Origin of the sequence: Jiangella anatolica (genome assembly GCF_003236295.1) — a bacterium.
GTDB lineage: Bacteria > Actinomycetota > Actinomycetes > Jiangellales > Jiangellaceae > Jiangella > Jiangella anatolica.
This window is the reverse complement of sequence record NZ_POTW01000108.1, coordinates 1-21418: the sequence shown is the minus strand read 5'-3', so window position 1 is coordinate 21418 and position 21418 is coordinate 1. Positions and strand designations below refer to the sequence as shown.

Here is a 21418-nt window from a genome sequence, read left to right as displayed (position 1 = left end):
GCTCGGCCCACGGACGCAGCGAGGCCGGCGAGCCGGTGAAGCCGTGGCAGAGCAGCACGCCGACGGGGCCGCCGTCGTGCCGGTACGGCTCGATCGAGTCGACCGCCTCGCCCTCAGAGAGCATCCGTCCCCTCCCAGTTCCGCACCGGCCGTGCACCAGCATCGTCGCATGCGCCCGATCCGTCCGCGCGGGCGAGGCCGTCGCCCGCTGCGCCGCCGGTGCGCTTGGCGGTAGTGTTCCGACGTGTTCTATTGGCTGATGAAGAGCGTCTTCCTCGGGCCGATCCTGCGGTTGATCTATCGGCCCTGGGCCGAGGGTGTGGAGCACGTTCCCACGAAGGGCGGCGCGATCCTCGCGGGCAACCACCTCACCGTCATCGACTCCTTCTTCCTGCCGCTCGCCCTCGACCGTAAGGTCAGTTTCCTCGCCAAGAGCGACTATTTCACCCAGCGCGGTGTCAAAGGTTGGTTGAAGCGCGTCTTCTTCGGCGGGACGGGCAACGTCCCGGTCGACCGGTCCGGCGGCCGGGCCAGCGAGGCCGCGCTGAACACGGCGCTGCGCATCCTCCGCGATGGCGACCTGCTCGGCATCTACCCCGAGGGCACCCGCTCGCCCGACGGCCGCCTCTACCGCGGCAAGACCGGCGTCGCCCGCATGGCGCTGGCGGCGCAGGTGCCGGTCGTCCCGGTCGCGATGATCGGGACGGCGGAGATGCAGCCGGCCGGCCGGATCATCCCGAAGCGCATGCGCCCCGGCATCAGGTTCGGCCCGCCGCTGGACTTCAGCCGCTACTACGGCATGGAGAACGACCGGCACGTCCTCCGCTCGGTCACCGACGAGATCATGTACGCGCTGATGGAGCTGTCCGGCCAGGAGTACGTCGACGTCTATGCGGCGTCGGTGAAGGCGAAGGCCGCCGAGCCCCAGGAGGACTGACGCCAGGCGGCCGGCCGCCTCAGTGCCGGCCGGGGTAGCGGGCCGGCTCCGGCTCGGCCGGCTGGACGCTGTGGCTGGGGAAGTCGGCCAGCGCGCCGGTCGGCCGGTCGTCCCACTCGCTGAACGTCAGCGGGCTGGTCAGGTACGCCGTCAGCAGCTCGGCCGTGCGCCGGACGCCGTCGAGGTGAGTGCGCTCGTGGCCGTGGCTGGAGTCGACGCCGAAGCCGATCAGCGCGGTGCGGCACTCCAGCCCCGACTCGACCGCCGGCGCGGCGTCGGAGCGGTAGAAGCGGTACACGTCGCGGCGGAACGGCAGGTCGTTGGACTCGCACAGCCCGATCAGCCGCCGGGTCAGGTGGTAGTCGAACGGACCGGTGGAGTCGAGCATGCCGATGTTGACGGTGTCCTCGCGTGACTCCTGCCCCTCGCTGACCACGGCGTTGTCGACGGCGACCAGCTCGGCCACGTACTCGTCGAGCCCGTGGGTGGCGCCCACGCCGACCTCCTCGCCGATCGTCACCAGCAGGTGCGCGGTGACCGGACGGCTGCGGCCGTCGTCGACCAGGGCCTTGACGGCGGCGAGGCACGCCGCGACGCCGGCCTTGTCGTCGAGGTGCCGCGACTTCACATAGCCGTTCGGGGTGATCTGCGGCGCGGCGTCCAGCGCCACGAAGTCGCCGATGGAGATGCCGAGGTCGAGCAGGTCCTGCCGGCTCTCGACCGGCTCGTCCAGCCGCACCTCGACCTGGTGCCAGCCCACGCCCTGCGTGTCGACGGCGTCGCCGAAGTTGTGCCCGCTGGACATCAGCGGCAGCACCGTGCCGGTGTGCAGGTTGCTGAGGTCGTCGGTGAAGACGGTGACGTGCGCGCCCTCGGCGAACCGGGCGCTGTGGGTGCCGACCGGGACCACCTCGAGCCGGCCGTTCTCCTTGAGCCGCTTCACCATGCAGCCGATCGTGTCGGCGTGCACGACGACCGCGCGGCTGGCCCCGCCGGGCGCGCCGTCGCCGGGCAGCGTCGCCCGCAGCACGCCGCGGCGGGTCAGCCGCATGCGCACGCCAAGCTCGGCGAGGCGGTCGCCGACGATCTGCATGACGGCGTCGGTCCGGCCGGACGGGCTCGGCGTGCGCAGCAGCTCAAGCAGCACGTCGCGCAGGTAGTCCTCGTCGATCGGCAGGCTCTTCATGCCTCTACCTTGACATAGCCTGCCGGGGTGCCCGCCGACGTGACCAGAGTGGCCGACGACCACCTCCGCGACCTCGCCGACATCGACCCCGACGCCGCGCAGGTGCTCGGGCGCACGCCGGAGACGCTGATCCCGGACCTGTCGCCGGAGGCGTTCCAGCGGCGGCACGCGGTCATGGCGCGGACGGCGTCCCGGCTGGCCGCGACGCCCGCCGGCGACGGCGACCGGGTGCTGCGCGCTGCCCTGGGCGAGCGGCTCGCCAGCGACGTCGCGCTGTACGAGGCCGGCTTCACGACGGCGCTGCTGGCGCCGCTGGCGACACCGGTGCACTGGGTCCGGCGGACGTTCGACGACCTGCCGGGCGACGACAGCGACGCGATCGGCCGCGAACTGGCCCGGGTGCCGGCCGCGCTGGGGGAGTACGCGGCGACGCTGACGACGTCGGCGGCGCGGGGCCACGTGGCCGCCCGTCGCCAGGTGCTCGCCGTCGCCGCCCAGTGCGACGGCTGGGTGCGCGACCGGTTCTACCCGGACCTCGTGACGGGGGACCCGGCGCTGGCCGGTCTGGCCGGGCTCGCCGACGCCGCCGCTGACGCCGCCGCCGCCTTCGCCGCGTTCCTCCGCGACGACCTGCTGCCGCTGGCCCGGACCCGCGACGCCGCCGGGCGCGAGCTGTACGAGGTGACGTCGGCGGCGTTCCTCGGCGAGCGGATCGACCTGGACGAGACCTACGCCTGGGGCTGGTCCGAGCTGGCCGCGCTGACGGCACGTGCGCGCGAGGTGGCGGCCGAGATCGTCCCGTCCGGCGACGTGGACGACGCGGTGCGCGCGCTGGACGCCGACCCGGCCGGCGTCATCGACGGCGTGCCGGCGCTGGAGGCGTGGCTGCAGCACCGCGTCGACGAGACGATGGCCGCCGTCGCCGGGACGCATTTCGACGTCCCGGACCGCACCCGCCGGGTGGAGTGCCGCGTGACCCCGTCCGCGTCGGGCGTCATGTACTACGTGCCGGCCGACCCGGGGCTGACCCGGCCCGGACGGGTCTGGTGGACGCTGCCGTCCGGCGTGACGCGGGCGCACGTCTGGCGCGAGGCGTCGACGCTGCACCACGAGGGCGTGCCCGGTCACCACCTGCAGCACGCCGTCACGCTGGGACTGACCGGGCTGCACCCGTGGCAGCGGTCGCTGTGCCACGTGCACGGATACGCCGAGGGCTGGGCGCACTACGCCGAGGAACTGGCCGACGAGCTGGGGCTGATCCGGACGCCGGGAGAACGGCTCGGGCTGGTGTTCGCGCAGCTCTGGCGCGCGGTCCGCGTCGTCGTCGACCTCGGGCTGCACCTGGACCTGCCGATCCCGCCCGGCAACGGCCTGGTCGACGCGGACCGGTGGACGCCGGAGCTGGGCGCCGCGACGCTGACCCGGCTGGCCCGCGTCGACCCGCAGACGGCCGCGTTCGAGGTGGACCGGTATCTGGGCTGGCCTGGTCAGGCGCTGGCGTTCCGGGTCGGCGCGCGGCTGTGGCGCGAGGCCCGCGCCGCGTCGTCGCTGGACACCCGCGACTTCCACGCCGCCGCGCTGGCGCTCGGCCCGGTCGGCCTCGGCCCGCTGCGGACGCTGCTCAGCTCGCCGCCGCGGCCCCAGGCAAAGGATCACGTCTAAGCAGGGCTCTTACCGTCTCCGCAGGCGTGCATGCCAAGTGAAGCGGGAGCACCCCAACTCAACGTGATCATTCCGGCTCTTCTGGTGCGACCGGCGCCGGTACCCGCGACGACCACGGATGCCCGCGAAACCGGCGGATGCAGACCGGCGCCGGCCCGGAAGCGTCGCTGTGGCGTGCATCCGCCGGTTTCGCGGGCATCGACCGGCGCTTTCCCGCGAACATCAGCCGGTGGCGACTCGACGCGACGTCGCCACCGGTTGATGATCACGGCCGAGCTGAGCCGACCCACCCACGGAAGCAGCAGAAGCGCCTCATATCCCACGGGGTCACTGGGGGACCGGCGGTGGCTCCCAGGCGCGCGGCGTCGTGCGGGTGGCGGGGAACAACAGGTCGACGAAGCGGGCTGCGGTCGGCTGCGGCTCGTGGTTGGCCAGGCCCGGCCGCTCGTTCGCCTCGATCAGCACGTACTCCTCCGCCTCCGGGCTGGGCACGATCAGGTCCAGCCCGGTGACCGGGATGTCGATCGCCTTGCTCGCGGCGACCGCGGCCGCCGCCAGCGCCGGGTGCAGCGACGCGGTGACGTCGTGGATGGTGCCGCCGGTGTGCAGGTTGGCGGTGCGCCGGACCCGCAGCGCGTCGCCGTCGGGCAGCACGTCGTCCAGTTCGTACCCGGCCGCCCGCACCGTCGCGACCGTCGTGTCGTCCATGGGGACGCTGGACTCGCCGCCGGTCGAGGCCGAGCGGCGGCGGCTGTGCGCGTCGATCAGCTCGGCGACGGTGTGCCGGCCGTCGCCGTAGACGGTGGCCGGCCGGCGGACGGCGGCCGCGACCACCTCGTGCCCGATGACGACGATGCGCAGGTCCTCGCCGTCGACGCACTCCTCGATGAGGACGTCCGGGCAGTAGGTCCGCGCGAGCGTGACGGCGTCGGCCAGCTCCGGTTCCGACGTCACGCCGACGGTGATGCCGCGGCCCTGCTCGCCACGGACCGGCTTGACGACCGCCTCGCCGACCTGCTTCAGGAACGCCGCGTCGGCCTCGGCGGACGAGGCCGCGACACCACGCGGCACCGACAGCCCGGCCCGCTGGAAGATCCGCCGGGTGTGCTGCTTGTCGTCGCACCGGCTCATCGCGACCGCCGTCGTCAGCTCCGACAGCGACTCGCGCGTGACGATGCGCCGGCCGCCGTGCGACAGCCGCAGCTCGCCGCTCTCGGCGTCGATGATCTCGACCAGGATGCCGCGCCGCCTCGCCTCGTCGGCGATGATCTTCGCGTATGGGTTGAGCTGCGCCGACCCCGCCGGGCCGGCGACGTACAGCGGCTCGTTGATCGGGTTCTTCCGCTTCACCGCGAACACCGGCACCCGCTGGAATCCGAGCTTCGTGTACAGCCGGATCGCCGGGTCGTTGTCGTGCAGCACGGACAGGTCGAGGTGGTCGCGGCCGCGGCCGATGTAGCGCTCGGCCAGCACCCGCACCAGCGCCTCGCCGACGCCGGGGATGGCGCACTGCGGGTCGACGGCGAGGCTCCACAGGCTGGCGCCGTTGTCAGGGTCGTCGAACGCGCGGACGTGGTCGACGCCGGTGACGGTGCCGACGACCGCGCCGGTCCGCTCGTCCTGCGCGACCAGGTAGGTGAACGTCGGCGTGCGCTGGTTGGCCCACATCAGCTCGGTGTCGCCGGTGACCATGCCGCGGGCCGCGTACAGCCGGTTGATCTCGTCGGCGTCGGCCAGCTCGCTCATCTTGCGGACGAACACGCCGGCGACGGGGTTGCGCCGCGGCCGGTATCGGTGCAGCTCCAGCCGGTAGGTCAGGGACGGGTCGATGAACAGCTCGCCGGGGGCGTGCGACACGAGCACGTGCGGGTCGGCGACGTACATCGCGATGTCGCGGCGGCCCTCCTCCTCGGCCCGGAGCAGGTCGATGACGTGGCGCGGCTCCTCGAAGGTCTGTGCGAACACCAGCCGGCCCCAGGCGAGGTCGACCAGGACGTCGCGCTTCATGTCCCGGGTGAGGTGCTCCGGCGCCTCCTTCCACGGCCGGCTCCACAGCGACTGGCCGGCGCCGGCCCGGTTGCGACGGATGTCGCTCACCGCGTCACACCCTGGGTCTGCAGCCAGAGCTCCAGCAGGCCCAGCTGCCAGAGCCGGTTGCCGCGCAGTGGGGTGAGGTCGGCGTTGGGATCGCGGCGCAGCCGGTCGACGTACTCGGGCCGGAACAGCCCGCGGTCGCGCGCGGCGGCGGAGTGCAGCGCGTCCTCGACCAGCTCCAGGTAGGGGCCCTGCAGGTACTTCAGCGCAGGCACCGGGAAGTAGCCCTTCGGCCGGTCGATCACCTCGTGCGGGATGACCCGGCGGGCGGCCTCCTTGAGCACGCCCTTGCCCTCCTGCGCCAGCTTCAGCTCCGGCGGGCACTGGGCGGCCAGCTCGACCAGCTCGTGGTCGAGGAACGGCACCCGCGCCTCCAGCCCCCACGCCATCGTCATGTTGTCCACCCGCTTGACCGGGTCGTCGGTCAGCATGATCTGGGTGTCCAGCCGCAGCGCGGCGTCGACGGCGGTCTGCGCGCCGTCCCTGGTGAAGTGGTCGCGGACGAAGTCGAGGCTGACGGCGCCGTCGGTGAGGTAGGCCGGCGCGACGACGTCGGCCATGTCCGCGTGGTCGCGGTCGAAGAACGCCTTCGCGTAGGTCTCGACGGCGTCGGCACGGTCCACGCCGGCCAGCGGCGGGTACCAGTGGTAGCCGGCGAACACCTCGTCGGCGCCCTGGCCGGACTGCACCACCTTGACGTGCCGGCTGACCTCCTTGCTGAGCAGGTAGAACGCGACGGCGTCGTGGCTGACCATCGGCTCGCTCATCGCGGCGATCGCGTCGCCCAGCGACGGCAGCAGGTCGGCGCCGACGCGGATGCGGTGGTGCTCGGTGCCGAACTCGCGCGCGATCACGTCGGAGTACTTGAACTCGTCGCCCTCCTCGCCCCCGACCGCGTCGAACCCGATGCTGAACGTGTTCAGCCCGGTCTGGCCCTCCTGCGCGAGCAGCCCGACGACCAGGCTGGAGTCCAGCCCGCCGGACAGCAGCACACCGACCGGGACGTCGGCGACCAGGCGGCGGCGCACGGCGACCCGCACCGACTCCAGGACCGCCTCCTCCCAGTCGGTCGCCGACCAGCGCAGTGCGGACGGTTGTCTGGTGAACGAGGGGGTCCAGTAGACCCGCTCGCGGCTGGCGCCGTCCGGCTCGACCACCCGGATCGTGGCCGGTGCGAGCTTTCGGATGCCGCTCAGGATCGTGTGCGGCGCCGGGACGACGGCGTGCCACGTCAGGTAGTGGTGGAGGGCCACCGGGTCGATGCTCGTGTCGACGTCGCCGGCCTTCAGCAGGGCGGGCAGCGTGCTGGCGAAGCGCAGCCGGTCCGCCGTCTCGGCGAGGTAGAGCGGCTTGATGCCGAGGCGGTCGCGGGCCAGGACCAGCCGGCCGGTGTCGCGCTCGTGGATGGCCAGCGCGAACATGCCGACGAGGTGGTCGACGAAGTCCTCGCCCCAGCGGTGGTACGCCTTGCCGATGACCTCGGTGTCGGACGTGGAGAAGAACCGGTAGCCGTGCCCGCTCAGCTCGTCGCGCAGCTCGCGGTAGTTGTAGATGCAGCCGTTGAAGACGATGGCCAGCCCCAGCTCGGCGTCGACCATCGGCTGGTGGCCGTGTGGGGAGAGGTCGATGATGGACAGGCGGCGGTGACCCAGGGCGAGCGACCCGTGCGCGTACGCGCCCGAGTCGTCGGGTCCTCTGGCCACCATGGCGTCGCACATGAGGCCGACCGAGGCGAGGTCGGCGGGGCGGTTGTCGAACCTGAACTCTCCGGTGAGACCGCACATGTGTTTCGACCCTACCCACCCTTCCGCCGCCGGGCGCGCCGAATCAGCGGCCCCGGCCGCTTCATCCCGGGTGGTACCCGCAGTTCAGGGCCCGAAACGCAGTTCGGCGGCGGCGCATCCGTGAGATGCGCCACCGCCGAACCGGTGAAGCGGGTGGTGCCTAGCGAACCACTCAGACGGTCGCGCGACGGCGGGCCGCGAAGGCCACGCCAGCGCCACCGGCGGCCAGCAGCAGAGCCAGGCCGATCATCGTGGCGGTGCTGCCGGAACCGGTGTCGGGCAGCTCGTCGCCGTCGCCACCGGTCTCGTCGCCACCGTCCTCGTCACCCGGGTCATCCGTGGGCGTCGCGGTCGGCGTCGGGGTCGGCTCCTCGGCCTCGGTGACCGTGACGGTCACGGTGGCGGGGATGCCGTCGGTGGCGCCGTCGTTGGCGAGGTACAGGAAGCTGTCCTCGCCGACGAAGCCCTCGGCCGGGGTGTAGACCAGCGTGGTGAGGGTGTCGTCGTCGGTGGTCAGCGTGCCGTTGCCCGGCTCGCTCACCTTGAACGAGACGTCGTCGCCCTCGGCGTCGTCGGCCGTCAGCGTGATCTCGACCGGGGTGCCCGCGGTGGTCTCGATCGTGACGTCCGCGACCTCGGCCGGCGTGTTCGCGCCGCTCGAGACGTCGGCGATGGCGCCGGAGAAGTTGCTCAGCTGGGTGTAGATGCCCGGGAAGCCCGGCTGCGCGCAGCCGTTGCCCCAGCTCACGACGCCGACCTGGGTGTACTCGGGCGCGTCGACGGTGCCGGTGTTGGCCAGCAGCGGGCCGCCGGAGTCACCCTGGCAGGAGTCGACGCCACCGTTCTCGATGTCGCCGCCGCACAGCTCGGCGTCAGCGGTGAACTCCTCGCCGTAGGCAGCGGCGCAGTCCTCGTCGGAGACGGCCGGAACCCGGACCTCCTGGAGGAACTGGCTGCCCTCGCCCGCGCCGTCCTCGAGGTCGCCCCAGCCGATGACGGTGAAGGCCGGGGCCTCCTCGTCGCCGACCGCGGTGCCGCCGTCGAGCGCGTCGTCGGTGACGACGTCGATCGGGTCGATGCCCTCGACCTCGGTCGACAGCTTGACCAGCGCCCAGTCGTTCGGGATGCCGGAGATGTTGCCGGAGTACACGTACTCCGACTGGTAGGTCACGATGTCCGGGCTGGCCAGATCGACCGAGCCGAAGTGCGCGGTGATGTTGTCGGCCGGGCCGGTTCCGTCGACGCAGTGCGCCGCGGTCAGGATGGTGTCCGGCGCGTAGAGCGAGCCGCCACAGGCGAAGGTGCCCTCGGCGGTCTCGATGGTCAGGTAGGCGATGAACGGGTACTCGCCCTCGTCGGCGTCTTGACCGCCGACGATCTTGGGCTCGACCTCGAGCTTGTCCGACTGGCTCTGCACGATGAGGGACTCCTGCGGAATCTCCTCGGTGGCGGCCGCGGTGCCGGCTGCGCTGATCAGCGTTGCGCCAGTGATCAGCGCAGCCGCCAGCGAGCCTGCCACGCGAACGCGCGCGCGGAAGGTAGTCACTCTGTCTCCAATTCACAATGAATGTCAGTTCAGCATCGAGCCCCCCGCCACCACGCGTGCCCGTGGACAACAGGAGGGCCCGAAATGCTGGGAATGCTACACGAGGCGGTGACCCTCGGGAACCAACGGGGGGCGAACGACGTCTAACGCGTTCCGTGCCCCCCGGAAGTCCCTGCCGATCGGTGCCACGCAGGGCCGTCCGGCACCCTTGACGAGTCAAATATGCGCAGGTCAGAGACGCCTTCCGGGCCGCCCGCGTCAGTTGCCCGACTCGACCGGCACGAGCAGGATGTCATGAATTGGCGCGATCCCGGGCGTGTCGCGCGAGACCGGGCGGAAAATTCGCCGATGGCACCCGGGTGCCGCGGCTAGGCTCGGTGAGTGACCGACACCTTCCGCACCGAGCCCGTGATTCCCGACCGCCCTTCCGTCGACGGGCTGGACGAGGTATGGGCGCAGCGGTGGGAGCGCGACGGTGTCTACCGGTTCGACCGGACCCGCCCGCGCGCGGAGGTCTTCTCCGTCGACACGCCGCCGCCGACGGTGAGCGGTTCGCTGCACGTCGGGCACGTCTTCTCCTACACGCACACCGACGTGGTCGCGCGCTACCAGCGGATGCGCGGCAAGGCCGTCTTCTACCCGATGGGCTGGGACGACAACGGCCTGCCGACCGAACGGCGGGTGCAGAACCACTTCGGCGTGCGCTGCGACCCGTCGCTGCCCTATGAACCCGGCTTCGTGCCGCCGGCGTCGGCCGCAAAGGCGGCGAAGGACCAGGTGCCGGTGTCGCGGCGCACGTTCATCGAGCTGTGCGAGCAGCTGACGACGGAGGACGAGAAGGCGTTCGAGGAGCTGTGGCGCCGACTGGGGCTCTCGGTCGACTGGTCGCACGGCTACCAGACCATCGGCACGCCCGCCCGGCGTGTGTCGCAGCGGGCGTTCCTGCGCAACCTGGCCCGGGGCGAGGCGTACCTGGCCGAGGCGCCGACGCTGTGGGACGTCACGTTCCGGACGGCGGTCGCGCAGGCCGAGCTGGAGGACCGCGAGCGGCCGGGCGCCTACCACGACCTCGCGTTCGCCCGGGCCGGCGGCGAGCCGCTGGTCATCTCGACCACGCGGCCGGAGCTGCTGCCGGCCTGCGTCGCCGTCGTCGTCCACCCCGATGACGAGCGGTACACCGCACTCGTGGGGACGATGGTGCGCACGCCGCTGTTCGGCGTGGACGTCCCCGTGGTCGCGCACCGGCTCGCCGATCCGGGGAAGGGCACCGGCGCGGCGATGATCTGCACGTTCGGCGACACCACCGACGTCACCTGGTGGCGGGAGCTGGCCCTGCCGACCCGCCCGGTGATCGGCCGCGACGGCCGCCTGCTGCCCGACGTGCCACCGTGGCTGGACGGCGCCGGCGCGGCCGCGTACGAGCAATTGGCCGGCGCGACGGTGCACACGGCGCGCGAGCGGGTGGCCGAGCTGCTGCGCTCGTCCGGCGGGCTGGTGGGCGAGCCGCGGCCGATCACGCACCCGGTCAAGTTCTACGAGAAGGGCGACCGGCCGCTGGAGATCATCACCACCCGGCAGTGGTACCTGCGCAACGGCGGCCGCGACGAGGACCTGCGGGCGGCGCTGCTGGAGCGCGGCCGCGAGCTGGCGTGGCACCCGGAGCACATGCGGGTGCGGTACGAGAACTGGGTCGGTGGGCTCAACGGCGACTGGCTGGTCAGCCGGCAGCGGTTCTTCGGCGTGCCGTTCCCGCTCTGGTACCCGCTCGACGACAGCGGCGAGCCGGTGTACGACTCCCCGATCGTGCCGGCCGAGGCGGACCTGCCGGTGGACCCGTCGTCCGACGTCCCGCCCGGGTACACCGAGGCGCAGCGCGGCGTGCCCGGCGGCTTCGCCGGCGACCCCGACGTCATGGACACCTGGGCGACGTCGTCGCTGTCGCCGCAGATCGCCGGCGGCTGGGGCGACGACGACGACCTGTTCGCGCGGGTGTTCCCCATGGACCTGCGGCCGCAGGCGCACGAGATCATCCGCACCTGGCTGTTCGCGAGCGTCGTCCGGGCACATCTGGAGCAGGGCGTGCTGCCGTGGCGGCACGCGGCCATCTCCGGCTGGATCCTCGACCCGGACCGCAAGAAGATGTCCAAGTCCGCCGGCAACGTCGTCACGCCGCTGGGTCTGCTGGAGCAGTACGGCTCCGACGGCGTTCGGTACTGGGCCGCGAACGGGCGGCCCGGCGCCGACACCGCGTTCGACCCCGGCCAGATGAAGATCGGCCGCCGGCTGGCGACGAAGATCCTCAACGTCAGCCGGTTCGTGCTCGGCCTGGGCCCGGCGGCCGGCGACGCCGTGGTGACGCAGCCGCTCGACCTCGCCATGCTGGCCGCGCTGGACGGCGTCGTCGCCGCCGCGACCGCCGCGCTCGACGACTACGACCACACCCGCGCCCTGGAGATCACCGAGCGGTTCTTCTGGGACTTCTGCGACGACTACGTCGAGCTGGTGAAGGCCCGCGCCTACGGCGACGCCGGCGACGAGGCGGGCGCGGCGTCGGCCCGGGCGGCGCTGCGGCGGGCGCTGTCGGCGCAGCTGCGGCTGTTCGCGCCGTTCCTGCCGTTCGTCACCGAGGAGGTCTGGTCGTGGTGGCGCGACGGCTCGGTGCACCTGGCGCCGTGGCCGTCCGCCGATTCATCGAGCGGGGACGCGGAGCTCTTCGCGACGGCGTCGGCACTGATCGGGGCGGTGCGCAAGGCCCGGTCCGAGGCGCAGCTGGCGGGCCGGGCGGACGTGCCGCGGGCGGTCGCGCGACTCCGGCCGGACGACGCCGACGCCGCCGGCCGGCTGCTCGACGACGTCCGCGCCGCCGGCCGGGTCGCCGTCCTGGAGCTGCGCCCCGAGCACGACCTGGACGGAGTGATCGTCACCATCGGCTGACAGGAATACACAGGAATACCCTGGGGGGGTATGGTGGTTGTGCGGTCCGAACGCACGAGAGGAGTGACCATGGACCAGCACGACGAGCACGACACCGTGGCGACGCAGCAGCACGCGGCCCACGGGCACGCCGGCCACGCGCCGGAGTCCGCGGGTCACGCCGGGCACGACCAGCACGCCGCCCACGCGGGACACGACAAGCACGCCGGTCACGGCGACGGCAGCATGTTCCGGGACAAGTTCTGGGTGAGCCTGGTGCTCGCCGTCCCCGTCGTCGGGTTCAGCGAGATGTTCGCCGACCTCGTCGGCTACGAAGCACCGAGCTGGGGGACGTGGATCCCGCCGGTCCTCGGCACGTTCCTGTTCTTCTACGGCGGCTGGCCGTTCCTCGCCGGCGCCAAGGCCGAGCTCGCCGATCGGCTGCCCGGCATGATGACGCTGATCTCGCTGGCCATCACCGTCGCGTTCGTCGCGAGCGGGCTGACCACGCTGGAGATCGGCGGCCTGGACCTGGACTTCTGGTGGGAGCTGGCGCTGCTGATCGTCGTCATGCTGCTCGGCCACTGGCTGGAGATGCGGGCGCTCGGGCAGGCGTCGGGTGCGCTGCAGGCCTTGGCCGAGCTGCTGCCGGACACCGCCGAGCGGGTGTCGGCGGACGGCGCCGTAGAGGAGGTGCCGCTGGCGGAGCTGGCGGTCGGCGACGTCGTCCTGGTCCGCTCCGGCGGACGGGTCCCCGCCGACGGCGTCGTCGCCGAGGGCACCGCGGAGGTCGACGAGTCCACCGTCACCGGCGAGTCGAAGACCGTCAGCCGCGGCCCGGGCGACCGCGTCGTCGCCGGCACCGTCGCCACCGACACCGCGATCCGCGTCACCGTCAACGCCGTCGGCGAGGACACCGCGCTGGCCGGCATCCAGCGGCTGGTCGCCGACGCGCAGGCGTCCAGCTCGCGCGCCCAGGCGCTGGCCGACCGGGCCGCCGCATGGCTGTTCTGGTTCGCCCTGGGCGTCGGCGCGCTGACGTTCCTGGTCTGGATGCTGCTGGGCGAGGCGTCGGACGCGGTCGAACGGACCGTGACGGTGCTGGTCATCGCCTGCCCCCACGCCCTCGGCCTGGCCATCCCGCTGGTGATCGCGATCTCCACGGCGATGTCGGCCCGGGCCGGGATCCTGGTCAAGGACCGGCTGGCGCTGGAGCGGATGCGTCAGGTCGACGCCGTCCTGTTCGACAAGACCGGCACGCTGACGGTGGGCCGGCCGGCGGTCTCCGGCGTCGCGGCCGCGGACTCCGTGTCCGAGGACGAGCTGCTGGCGCTGGGTGCGGCGGCCGAGCGCGACTCCGAGCACCCGCTGGCCACGGCGGTCGTCACGGCCGCGGAGGCCCGCGGCCCGATCCCGGCGGCGATGGAGTTCCGCTCGCTCACCGGCAAGGGCGTCCGCGCCGTCGTCGACGGGGCGCAGATCTCCGTCGGTGGGCCCGGCCTGCTGCGCGAGCTGGAGCTGTCCGTGCCGTCGTCGATCGAGTCGCAGGTCGGCGAGTGGGCCGGCGCCGGGTCGACCGTCCTCTACGTCGTCCGCGACGGCGAGGTGCTCGGCGCGCTGGCGCTGGCCGACGAGATCCGGGCCGAGTCCCGCGAGGCGGTCGCGCTGCTGCGCGCGCAGAACGTGCACACGGTGATGATCACCGGCGACGCGCGCAACGTGGCCGAGTCGGTGGCGGCGAAGGTCGGCATCGACGAGGTCTTCGCCGAGGTGCTGCCGGAGGACAAGGACGCCACGGTGACGTCGCTGCAGGAGCGCGGCCTGTCGGTCGCGATGGTCGGCGACGGCGTCAACGACGCGCCCGCGCTGGCCCGCGCCGACGTCGGCGTCGCGATCGGCGCCGGCACCGACGTCGCGGTCGAGTCGGCCGGCGTGGTGCTGGCGTCGGACGACCCGCGCGGCGTGGTCTCGGCCCGGCGGCTGTCGAGCGCCAGCTACCGGAAGATGGTGCAGAACCTGGTGTGGGCGACGGGGTACAACCTGCTGTCCGTGCCGCTCGCGGCCGGCGTGCTCGCGCCGGTCGGGTTCGTGCTGCCGCCGGCGGCCGCCGCCGTCGCCATGACCGCGTCGACGGTCATCGTCGCGGCGAACGCCCAGCTGCTGCGCCGGCTGCGGCTGCGCCCGGACGAGCTGTCCCGCTGACCCCGTCGCCGCCCCATGATCATCAATGATCCAACCACTCATAGGGGGTTGGATCATTGATGATCATGGGGCGGAGGGGCGGGCCCGGTGGCGGCGGACGGCGGCGCGGTTGGCGCAGCGGGGTGAGCAGTAGCGCTGGCGCCCGTTGCGGGTGACGTCGGCGAAGGCGATCGTGCAGTCGTCCGCGGCGCAGCGGGCCAGACGGTGCAGGCCGCGCTGGGTGAGGAACCAGGCCAGCCCGAACGCGGTGATCGCGGCGAACTGCCGCTCCGGCGGCACGTCGTCGGGACGGAAGTGCACGTGCGGCGGCCCGTTGTGCAGGCTGATCCGCGGGTGCGCGGTGCCGCGGGCGAGCAGCCGGTTCAGTGCCTCGATCCGCGCCTCGGGCGTCGGCGCGTCGACGACACCGGCCAGCGCCGCCCGCCACCGGCGCAGCCCGGCGACGTCGTCGTCCGTCGGGGCGTGCTCCAGCAGCAGATAGTGCTCGGCCGCCAGCGCGACGATGTCGGCGGGGGAGTCCAGCCTGGTGTTCACCACGGCGGCGGCGAGCTGGGCGCCCTCGTCGCTGTAATGGTTGAAATGCACAATGCCATTACAGCACGGTGGAGTCATGAGCGAACGACTTCTTGAGGTGGTGCGGGCCTGCGGGCGCTGCGGCGCCGCCGTCCGGCCGGACACCGTGACGTCCTGGCACCGCACCGGCGACGGCTTCGTCGGCTACGCCCGCTGCGGCTGCGGCGGCCTGGTGCTGGTGCGTCCCGGCTAGCGGCGGGGGAGAATGGCGGGATCGCCGAGGGGCACGAGTCGCTGGTCGTCTACCCGTCACCGGACCACGCCGGCACGTCGACCGCCACCCTGGCGGCCTGGCACGTCGACGACGTCGAGTGGACGGTGGACGAGCTGACCGCGAACGGCGTGACCTTCGAACAGTACGAGGGCGTGCTCGAGAGCGGCTTCGACTACGGGACGGACGAGAAGGGGATCTCGTCGCGGGCCGGCGGCGGCAAGGTCGCCTGGTTCAAGGATCCCGACGGCAACCTCTTCTCGATCGAGGGAGATCGCTAGACCCGCAGCACGTCCACAGCGGCGCGGGCGGCTCGGCCGATGGCCCGGTCGGCCTCGGGCTGGGTCGCGGCGGCGACGGTCGACGCGGTGAGGGCGGCGACGGCGATCCGGTCGCCGGTCGACGTCGTCACCATGCCGGCCTCGTGCCGCAGGTTGAGGAACGTGCCGGTCTTGCTGCTGACCGCGACGGCGTCGGCGGCCAGCTCCGCGCCCATCCGCTGGCGCACCTGGTGCCCGAGCAGCTCACGCAGCCGCGCCGTCGCCGCCGTGACGCTGACGGCGTCGGTCCAGATCCGCTCGACCAGCGCCACCAGCCCGGCCGCCGTCCCGCTCGTCGCCGCCGCGACGTCGAGCGTGGGCAGCACGTGCCCGCCGCCGTCGGTGGTGGCCCGCACCGCCAGCTCCAGCGCCAGCGTCGGGTCGTCCGGCGCGACCGCGGCCGCGGCCTCATAGAGCCGCCGCATCGGGTGCCGCACGACGATGCCCTCACACCCCCAGCCCTGCAGCGTCGCAGTGACCTGCTCCGGCGGGACCAGCGCGAACACGGCGTCGGCGGCGGCGTTGTCGCTGACCGACAGCATGAGCACCAGCAGGTCCTCCAGCGCGATCCGGCTCGGGTGCCGGAACAGCGCCGCGCCGGTCGGCCCGGGTGTCATCGTGCCGGGCACCAGGTCGACGGGCATCGACGGGTCCAGCGCGCCGGCCGCGACCAGGTCGAGCACGACCAGCGCCAGCGGCAGCTTGCTCACCGACGCCAGGGCGTACGGGACGTGCACGTCGAAGCCGAGGTCCTCGCCGGTGTCGACGTTGCGGGCGTAGAGAGCGCCGCGCAGCCCGGTGGCGGCCCAGTCGGCCCGGATGTCGTGCGCCGTGCGCACCGCCTCGCCGGAGAACCCGAACGCGTCGGACGGGGTCATCGCGGCTCCGTCAGCCCGGCGGCCCCGGCCAGCGCCGGCAGCACGGCGTCGACCAGCTCGCGCGGCACCCCCGGCCGGGCCGCGACGGCGTACGTGCGCCGCACCGCGACGTCGCCGAGCGGCCGCCAGCGCAGCCCGTGCGCCGCCGCCCATGCGGGGGTGCACAAGATCGCGTCGCCGTACTCCAACGCGCAGGTCAGCGCCTCGGTGGCCGGCGTGCCGACGCGCAGTTGGCCGTCGAGGACGCCGGCCAGCCGGGCGGTGCGCCGGACCGGGTCGCGGACCCACGGCACGTCGTCCTCCTCGGCCAGGTGCAGCGCCCGCGGCCGGCCGTCGTCGCCGGCGGAGCGGCGCAACTGGTCCAGGTGCAGGCGCCGGCCGCGCAGGTCGTCGGTCGCGGTGGCGGCGCCCAGCTCCGCGCCGATCTCCTCCTCGTCCGGCGGGCACGGCAGCAGCGCGACGTCGAGGCGGCCGCGTCGGACCAGCGCGGCGCGCTCGGACGCGGGGTGCTCGGCGAAGGTGAGCGCGACCGACGCCGCTCGGCGCGCCTCGACCAGCGCCCGCGGGTCCGGCCCGGGCGGGATGCCGGCGCTGAGCCCGGCGGCGCGCGCGGCGGCGGCCAGCTCGCGGAAGTGCCCGGCCCGCGCCACCAGGTCGGCGGCGTGCGGGAGCAGTGTGCGGCCGGTGTCGGTCAGCTCGACCTGCCGGGACGTGCGGTGCAGCAGCGTCGCGCCGAGGTCGCGCTCCAGCGCCGCCACCCGGCGGCTGACCACCGGCTGCGGCGTGCCGCAGAGGTCCGCGCCGCGGGTGAAGCTGCCCGCCTCGGCGACCGCGACGAATGCCTCCAGGTGCCTCAGCAGGTCCACGGGCAGCAACCATACACATTCGGCATGAATCAGTGGCACGTGCGTCTTGGACATCGGTGCGGCCGCCTTGCGACGGTGGCGGGGCTCGTCACCAGCACCGAGGAGGACCCATGACGCTCACCCGCCGCACCGTGCTCCGCGCCGGCCTGGCCCTTCCGCTGGCCGCGTCCGCCGGCCTGCTGGCCGCCGGGAGCGCGGCCGCGACCACCGACCCGGACGTGGACGAGCTGGAGCGCGCGCACGACGTCACGCTCGGCGTCAGCGCGGCGAACCTGGCCACCGGCGCCCGGCTCGCGCACCGCGACGGCGACCGGTTCCCGATCCTGTCGGTGTTCAAGTCGCTGGCCGCGGCCGCCGTGCTGCGCGACCTCGACGAGGACCGGCTGGCGCACCGCGTCTGGTACCCGCCGGCCGACGTGCTGGCGAACTCCTCGGTGACGGCGGAGCGCGTCGGCACCGGCATGACGGTCGCCGAGCTGTGCGACGCCGCGATCCGGTTCAGCGACAACGCCGCCGGGAACCTGCTGCTGCGCGAGATCGGCGGACCGCGTGGGCTGACGACGTTCGCCCGGTCGATCGGCGACCGCGCCACCCGGCTGGATCGCTGGGAGACCGAGCTCAACTCCGCCGTGCCGGGCGACGAGCGGGACACGTCCACCCCGGCCGCGCTGGCCCGGGCGTTCGCCGGCCTGCTCGCCGGCGACCTGCTGCGGCCCAGGGACCGGCGCCGGCTGCGGGACTGGATGCTGGCCAACACGACGTCCGGCGCGCGGTTCCGGGCCGGGCTGCCGGCGGACTGGCGGCTGGCCGATAAGACCGGCGGCGGCGACTACGGGACCAACAACGACGCCGGCGTCGCCTGGAACCCGGCGGGGGAGCCGATCGTCATCGTTGCCATGAGCCGCCGCGCGGAGAAGGACGCACCTCGCGTCGACGCCGCGCTGGCCGACGTGGCGCGCCTGGTGGCGCGACGGCTCGGCTGACCGGTGCTGATGTGCATTGGCGCTAGGGTGACTCGGATGACAGGCAGGATCGGGGAGCGATGATCGGGACGAAGAAGGCCCTCGCGGTGGTCGCCGGAGGCGTGCTGGTGGCGACGGCGGCCGGGTGCAGCAGCGACGACCCGCCGGACGCGACGCCGGTCGCCGAGCAGCTCGCGCAGGCGGTGGCCTCCGGCGACCTCAGCGGCGTCGCGCTCGGCGAGACCGCGGCCGAGGACGCCACGGCCGCGCTCGAGGCGATCGTCGCCGGCATGGGGGAGGCGACCCGCACGGTCACCGTCGCGGACCTCGCCCGCACCGACGACGATGACACCCGCCAGGTCACCCTCGACGTCGGCTGGGATCTGGACGGCTCGGCCGCGCCGCCGGGCGCGCCCGGCACCGAGACACCCGCCGCGACCCCGGCGGCCGAGACAGCGGCCACGACGCCGGCCGAGACACCCGCCGCGACCCCGGACACGCCGGACTGGACCTACCAGACCACCGCCATCCTGCGGGTCGCCGAGGACACCGAGGCCGGCTGGACGGTGGACTGGTCGCCGGCCGTCCTGCATCCGCAGCTCACCGACGGCGCGACGCTGGACCTGTCCCGCACCCAGGCGGCCCGCGCGGACATCGTCGGCGCCGGCGGCGCGGTCATCGTCACCGAGCGGGCGGTGTACCGGGTCGGCATCGACAAGACGCGGGTCGACGCCGCGCTGGCGCCGGACTCCGCGACGGCGCTGGCCGGCGTCGTCGGCGTCGACCCGGCCGCGTTCGCCGGCCGGGTCGAGGACGCGGGCGAGCGGGCGTTCGTCGACGCGATCACGTTGCGCGAGGCCGACGCCGCGCCGCTGCTGGCGCAGATCGAGGCGATCGAGGGCGCCGTCGCCATTCCCGACACGCTGGCCCTGGCGCCGACCCGCGAGTTCGCCCGGCCGATCCTCGGCACCGTCGGCGAGGCCACCGCCGAGCTGGTCGAGGAGTCCGGCGGGCGCGTCGTCGCCGGCGACGTCGTCGGGCTGTCCGGGCTGCAGGCGCAGTACGACGAGCAGCTCGGCGGCACGCCGGGGCTGTCCGTCGAACTGGTGCCGCCGGAGCCGGCCGCCGACGCCACCGCGTCCCCGTCCCCGACGGCGACGGAGGAGACCGAGGAGCCGGCCGCGCCGGAGGTGCTGTTCGAGCGCGAGCCGGTCGCGGGCACGCCGCTCACCACCACGCTCGACGTCGACCTGCAGACCCGGGCCGAGAGCGTCCTCGCCGGCGTCGGCCCGCCCAGCGCGATCGTCGCGATCCAGCCGTCCACCGGCGCCGTGCTGGCCGCGGCCAGCGGGCCGGGCGGCGAGGGCTACTCGACGGCGACGCTCGGCCAGTACGCGCCCGGCTCGACGTTCAAGGTCGTGACGTCGCTGGCGCTGCTGCGCGCCGGCCTGACCGCCGACTCCACCGTCGAGTGCACGCCGGCGGCCAGCGTCGACGGCCGCGCGTTCGAGAACTACAGCGACTACCCGTCCGGCGCGATCGGCTCGATCACACTGCGCCAGGCCGTCGCGAACTCCTGCAACACGGCGTTCATCAACCAGAACACGGTCGTCGACCAGGCGGCGATCGCGCAGGCCGCGGCCTCGCTCGGGCTCGGCGCCGAGCACCAGGTCGGCGCGCCGGCGTTCGTCGGCTCGGTGCCGGCGCAGGCCGAGGGCACCGCGCACGCCGCGTCGATGATCGGCCAGGGCGAGGTGCTGGCGTCGCCGCTGGCGATGGCGACGGTGGCCGCGTCGGTCGCCGCCGGGCACACCGTCGGGGCGACGCTGGTCGAGCCGGCCGCCGCCGCGCCGGAGAGCACGCTGACCGCCGACGAGGCCGCCGTCCTGCAGGAGCTCATGCGCGCGGTGGTCGAGGAGGGGAGCGGCGAGTTCCTCGGCGACGTCCCCGGCGACCCGGTCGGCGCGAAGACCGGCACGGCCGAGTACGGCACCGAGTCGCCGCCGCGCACGCACGCCTGGATGATCGCCACCCAGGGCGACCTCGCGGTCGCGGTGTTCGTCGAGGACGGCGAGTCCGGCTCGCGCACCGCCGGCCCGCTGCTGGAGGAGTTCCTGCGCGGCTAACCCGCGAGGTATGGCGCCAGCTCGGCGTCCAGGTGCGAGGCGAGGCTGCGGGAGTACGTCGCGGTGAGGTGGTGGTCGTCGCGCCAGACCACCACGTTGCCGATGACCGCCGGGCACTCGTCGGTCGGGCAGATCGCCCGGTTGAGGTCGACGAGGTCGACACCGCCCAGCTCGCGCGCGGCGACCACCTGCTCGTCGCCGGCCTTCTCGACGGCCTCGGCGCGCGGCCGGGCGCACTCGGTGAGTTGGTCGGGGTGGGTGCTGACGCACTCGGCCGGGTCGGCGTCCAGCCACGGCGTGTTCTCCAGGACGACCAGCTCGACGCCGACGGCCCGCACCGCCGCCCAGCTCTCCCGCAGGCCGTCGGCGAGCCGGTCGGCGCTGGCGTCGTCGCCCAGCTCCTGCCCGTCCTCCCACACCCGGTAGGAGTTGCTGCCCGACGTCACGACCAGGTCCGGCTTGTCCGGGCCGGTCAGCCGGTCGAGCAGGGCGTCGTTCCAGTCCCGGCACGACGTGTACGGCGTGCCGGCCGCCGTCGTGATCTCGACGGCGAAGAAGCCGCAGGACGACTTCGTGTAGGTCTCGATCCGCCAGCCGTACCGATCGCCCAGCACGTCCAGCGCCGGCTGCCACTGCGCGGCGTGGGAGTCGCCGGCCAGCGCGATGACGCGGTCGGAGTCGAGGTCGCCGTAGGCGCAGCTGGCGAGGTCGGCGTCCTCGGCGTTCTGCTGGCAGCCGTCGGGGTAGATGTCCGGGTTGTCCTCGGGGACGTCGATCGGGTCCGGTGTCAGCGCCGGCACCTGGTCGACCGGTTCGCCGTCGGGGTCGCCGGCCGGGTCCGGTGCGAGGACGGCGGCGCCGGGGGCCTCGTCGGCGGTCGCGTACTCCGGCACGGCCTTGACGGTGATCAGCGCGGCCAGCAGGGCGGTCGCCGTCGCCGCCACCCCGACGGCGAACGCGTGCCGCGGCCGGACGGCGAGCACCCGCGCGTGGTGGATCGGCGCCTCGACCAGCCGGTGCGTCAGCCAGGCCGGCACGAACGCGGCCAGCACCACCAGCGTCCCCTGCGACGGCGACAGCGCGCCCCACGCCGCGCTCGCCGCCATCAGCAGCGGCCAGTGCCACAGGTACAGCGAGTAGGACAGCCCGCCCACCACC

16 protein-coding genes are annotated in these 21418 nt (G+C 73.8%); 8 read left to right on the top strand and 8 right to left on the bottom strand.

The window, feature by feature from the left end; genetic code table 11:
- The first annotated feature begins 244 nt into the window (after window positions 1-244).
- Window positions 245-937, top strand: coding sequence for a lysophospholipid acyltransferase family protein (locus tag C1I92_RS28640; RefSeq protein ID WP_111258045.1), 693 nt, complete (start codon window positions 245-247; stop codon window positions 935-937).
- Between the two features lie 19 nt (window positions 938-956).
- Here the strand turns inward: C1I92_RS28640 and C1I92_RS28635 are convergent, their stop codons facing one another.
- Window positions 957-2123: an osmoprotectant NAGGN system M42 family peptidase gene (locus tag C1I92_RS28635; protein ID WP_111258044.1), complete on the bottom strand. Its 1167-nt coding sequence runs from the start codon at window positions 2121-2123 to the stop codon at window positions 957-959.
- A gap of 27 nt (window positions 2124-2150) precedes the next feature.
- On the opposite strand from C1I92_RS28635, the gene C1I92_RS28630 reads away from it, so the two are divergent.
- Window positions 2151-3785, top strand: coding sequence for a DUF885 domain-containing protein (locus C1I92_RS28630; protein ID WP_111258043.1), 1635 nt, complete (start codon window positions 2151-2153; stop codon window positions 3783-3785).
- Between the two features lie 327 nt (window positions 3786-4112).
- On the opposite strand, the gene ngg is transcribed toward C1I92_RS28630, so the two are convergent.
- The 3 genes from ngg to C1I92_RS28615 all read right to left on the bottom strand — a co-directional run bounded on the left by ngg (window position 4113) and on the right by C1I92_RS28615 (window position 9209).
- Entirely contained in the window at window positions 4113-5882 is a 1770-nt protein-coding gene (ngg, locus tag C1I92_RS28625) for an N-acetylglutaminylglutamine synthetase (RefSeq protein ID WP_233507374.1), read from the bottom strand.
- Window positions 5879-7663, bottom strand: a complete 1785-nt coding sequence (locus C1I92_RS28620; protein WP_111258042.1) for an N-acetylglutaminylglutamine amidotransferase — start codon at window positions 7661-7663, stop codon at window positions 5879-5881. Before C1I92_RS28620 ends, ngg begins: the two co-directional genes overlap by 4 nt.
- A 172-nt stretch (window positions 7664-7835) precedes the next feature.
- On the bottom strand, window positions 7836-9209 hold the full coding sequence (locus tag C1I92_RS28615) for a trypsin-like serine protease (protein ID WP_158564314.1): 1374 nt from the start codon (window positions 9207-9209) through the stop codon (window positions 7836-7838).
- 381 nt (window positions 9210-9590) lie between these two features.
- On the opposite strand from C1I92_RS28615, the gene valS reads away from it, so the two are divergent.
- On the top strand, window positions 9591-12143 hold the full coding sequence (gene valS, locus C1I92_RS28610; protein ID WP_233507371.1) for a valine--tRNA ligase: 2553 nt from the start codon (window positions 9591-9593) through the stop codon (window positions 12141-12143).
- Window positions 12144-12212: 69 nt separating this feature from the next.
- Window positions 12213-14324 (top strand): heavy metal translocating P-type ATPase, encoded by a 2112-nt coding sequence (locus C1I92_RS28605; protein ID WP_111258040.1) that lies wholly within the window; start codon window positions 12213-12215, stop codon window positions 14322-14324.
- A gap of 63 nt (window positions 14325-14387) precedes the next feature.
- On the opposite strand, the gene C1I92_RS28600 is transcribed toward C1I92_RS28605, so the two are convergent.
- Window positions 14388-14909, bottom strand: a complete 522-nt coding sequence (locus C1I92_RS28600; RefSeq protein WP_158564313.1) for a CGNR zinc finger domain-containing protein — start codon at window positions 14907-14909, stop codon at window positions 14388-14390.
- Between the two features lie 25 nt (window positions 14910-14934).
- On the opposite strand from C1I92_RS28600, the gene C1I92_RS34650 reads away from it, so the two are divergent.
- The gene (locus C1I92_RS34650) at window positions 14935-15090 is read left to right on the top strand and encodes a hypothetical protein (protein ID WP_199521686.1); all 156 of its coding nucleotides are present in this window, start codon (window positions 14935-14937) and stop codon (window positions 15088-15090) included.
- 125 nt (window positions 15091-15215) lie between these two features.
- Window positions 15216-15389 (top strand): VOC family protein, encoded by a 174-nt coding sequence (locus C1I92_RS34645; protein ID WP_199521685.1) that lies wholly within the window; start codon window positions 15216-15218, stop codon window positions 15387-15389.
- Here C1I92_RS34645 and C1I92_RS28590 read toward each other — a convergent pair.
- Both C1I92_RS28590 and C1I92_RS28585 read right to left on the bottom strand, forming a co-directional pair.
- Window positions 15386-16306, bottom strand: a complete 921-nt coding sequence (locus tag C1I92_RS28590; RefSeq protein WP_158564312.1) for a serine hydrolase — start codon at window positions 16304-16306, stop codon at window positions 15386-15388. The two genes, C1I92_RS34645 and C1I92_RS28590, sit on opposite strands and share 4 nt — an antisense overlap.
- Window positions 16303-17172 carry a LysR family transcriptional regulator gene (locus C1I92_RS28585; protein WP_158564311.1) on the bottom strand — a complete coding sequence of 290 codons (870 nt, stop codon included), beginning with the start codon at window positions 17170-17172 and terminating at the stop codon, window positions 16303-16305. The genes C1I92_RS28590 and C1I92_RS28585 overlap by 4 nt, the downstream gene beginning before the upstream one ends.
- A 110-nt stretch (window positions 17173-17282) precedes the next feature.
- Here C1I92_RS28585 and bla point away from each other — a divergent pair, with 110 nt between their 5' ends.
- The gene (bla, locus tag C1I92_RS28580) at window positions 17283-18155 is read left to right on the top strand and encodes a class A beta-lactamase (RefSeq protein WP_111258036.1); all 873 of its coding nucleotides are present in this window, start codon (window positions 17283-17285) and stop codon (window positions 18153-18155) included.
- Window positions 18156-18214: 59 nt separating this feature from the next.
- The gene (locus C1I92_RS28570) at window positions 18215-20260 is read left to right on the top strand and encodes a penicillin-binding transpeptidase domain-containing protein (RefSeq protein ID WP_158564310.1); all 2046 of its coding nucleotides are present in this window, start codon (window positions 18215-18217) and stop codon (window positions 20258-20260) included.
- On the opposite strand, the gene C1I92_RS34085 is transcribed toward C1I92_RS28570, so the two are convergent.
- The coding region (locus C1I92_RS34085; RefSeq protein WP_199521684.1) for an acyltransferase family protein at window positions 20257-21418 on the bottom strand (1162 nt) is incomplete at its 5' end. The two genes, C1I92_RS28570 and C1I92_RS34085, sit on opposite strands and share 4 nt — an antisense overlap.

Excerpts from the sequence above, each read along its gene's own strand:
- C1I92_RS28635 (WP_111258044.1), bottom strand. The coding sequence starts at position 2,123 with ATGAAGAGCCTGCCGATCGACGAGGACTACCTGCGCGACGTGCTGCTT.
- C1I92_RS28620 (WP_111258042.1), bottom strand. The coding sequence starts at position 7,663 with ATGTGCGGTCTCACCGGAGAGTTCAGGTTCGACAACCGCCCCGCCGAC.
- C1I92_RS28605 (WP_111258040.1), top strand. The coding sequence starts at position 12,213 with ATGGACCAGCACGACGAGCACGACACCGTGGCGACGCAGCAGCACGCG.
- C1I92_RS34650 (WP_199521686.1), top strand. The coding sequence starts at position 14,935 with ATGAGCGAACGACTTCTTGAGGTGGTGCGGGCCTGCGGGCGCTGCGGC.
- C1I92_RS28590 (WP_158564312.1), bottom strand. The coding sequence starts at position 16,306 with ATGACCCCGTCCGACGCGTTCGGGTTCTCCGGCGAGGCGGTGCGCACG.
- bla (WP_111258036.1), top strand. The coding sequence starts at position 17,283 with ATGACGCTCACCCGCCGCACCGTGCTCCGCGCCGGCCTGGCCCTTCCG.
- C1I92_RS28570 (WP_158564310.1), top strand. The coding sequence starts at position 18,215 with ATGATCGGGACGAAGAAGGCCCTCGCGGTGGTCGCCGGAGGCGTGCTG.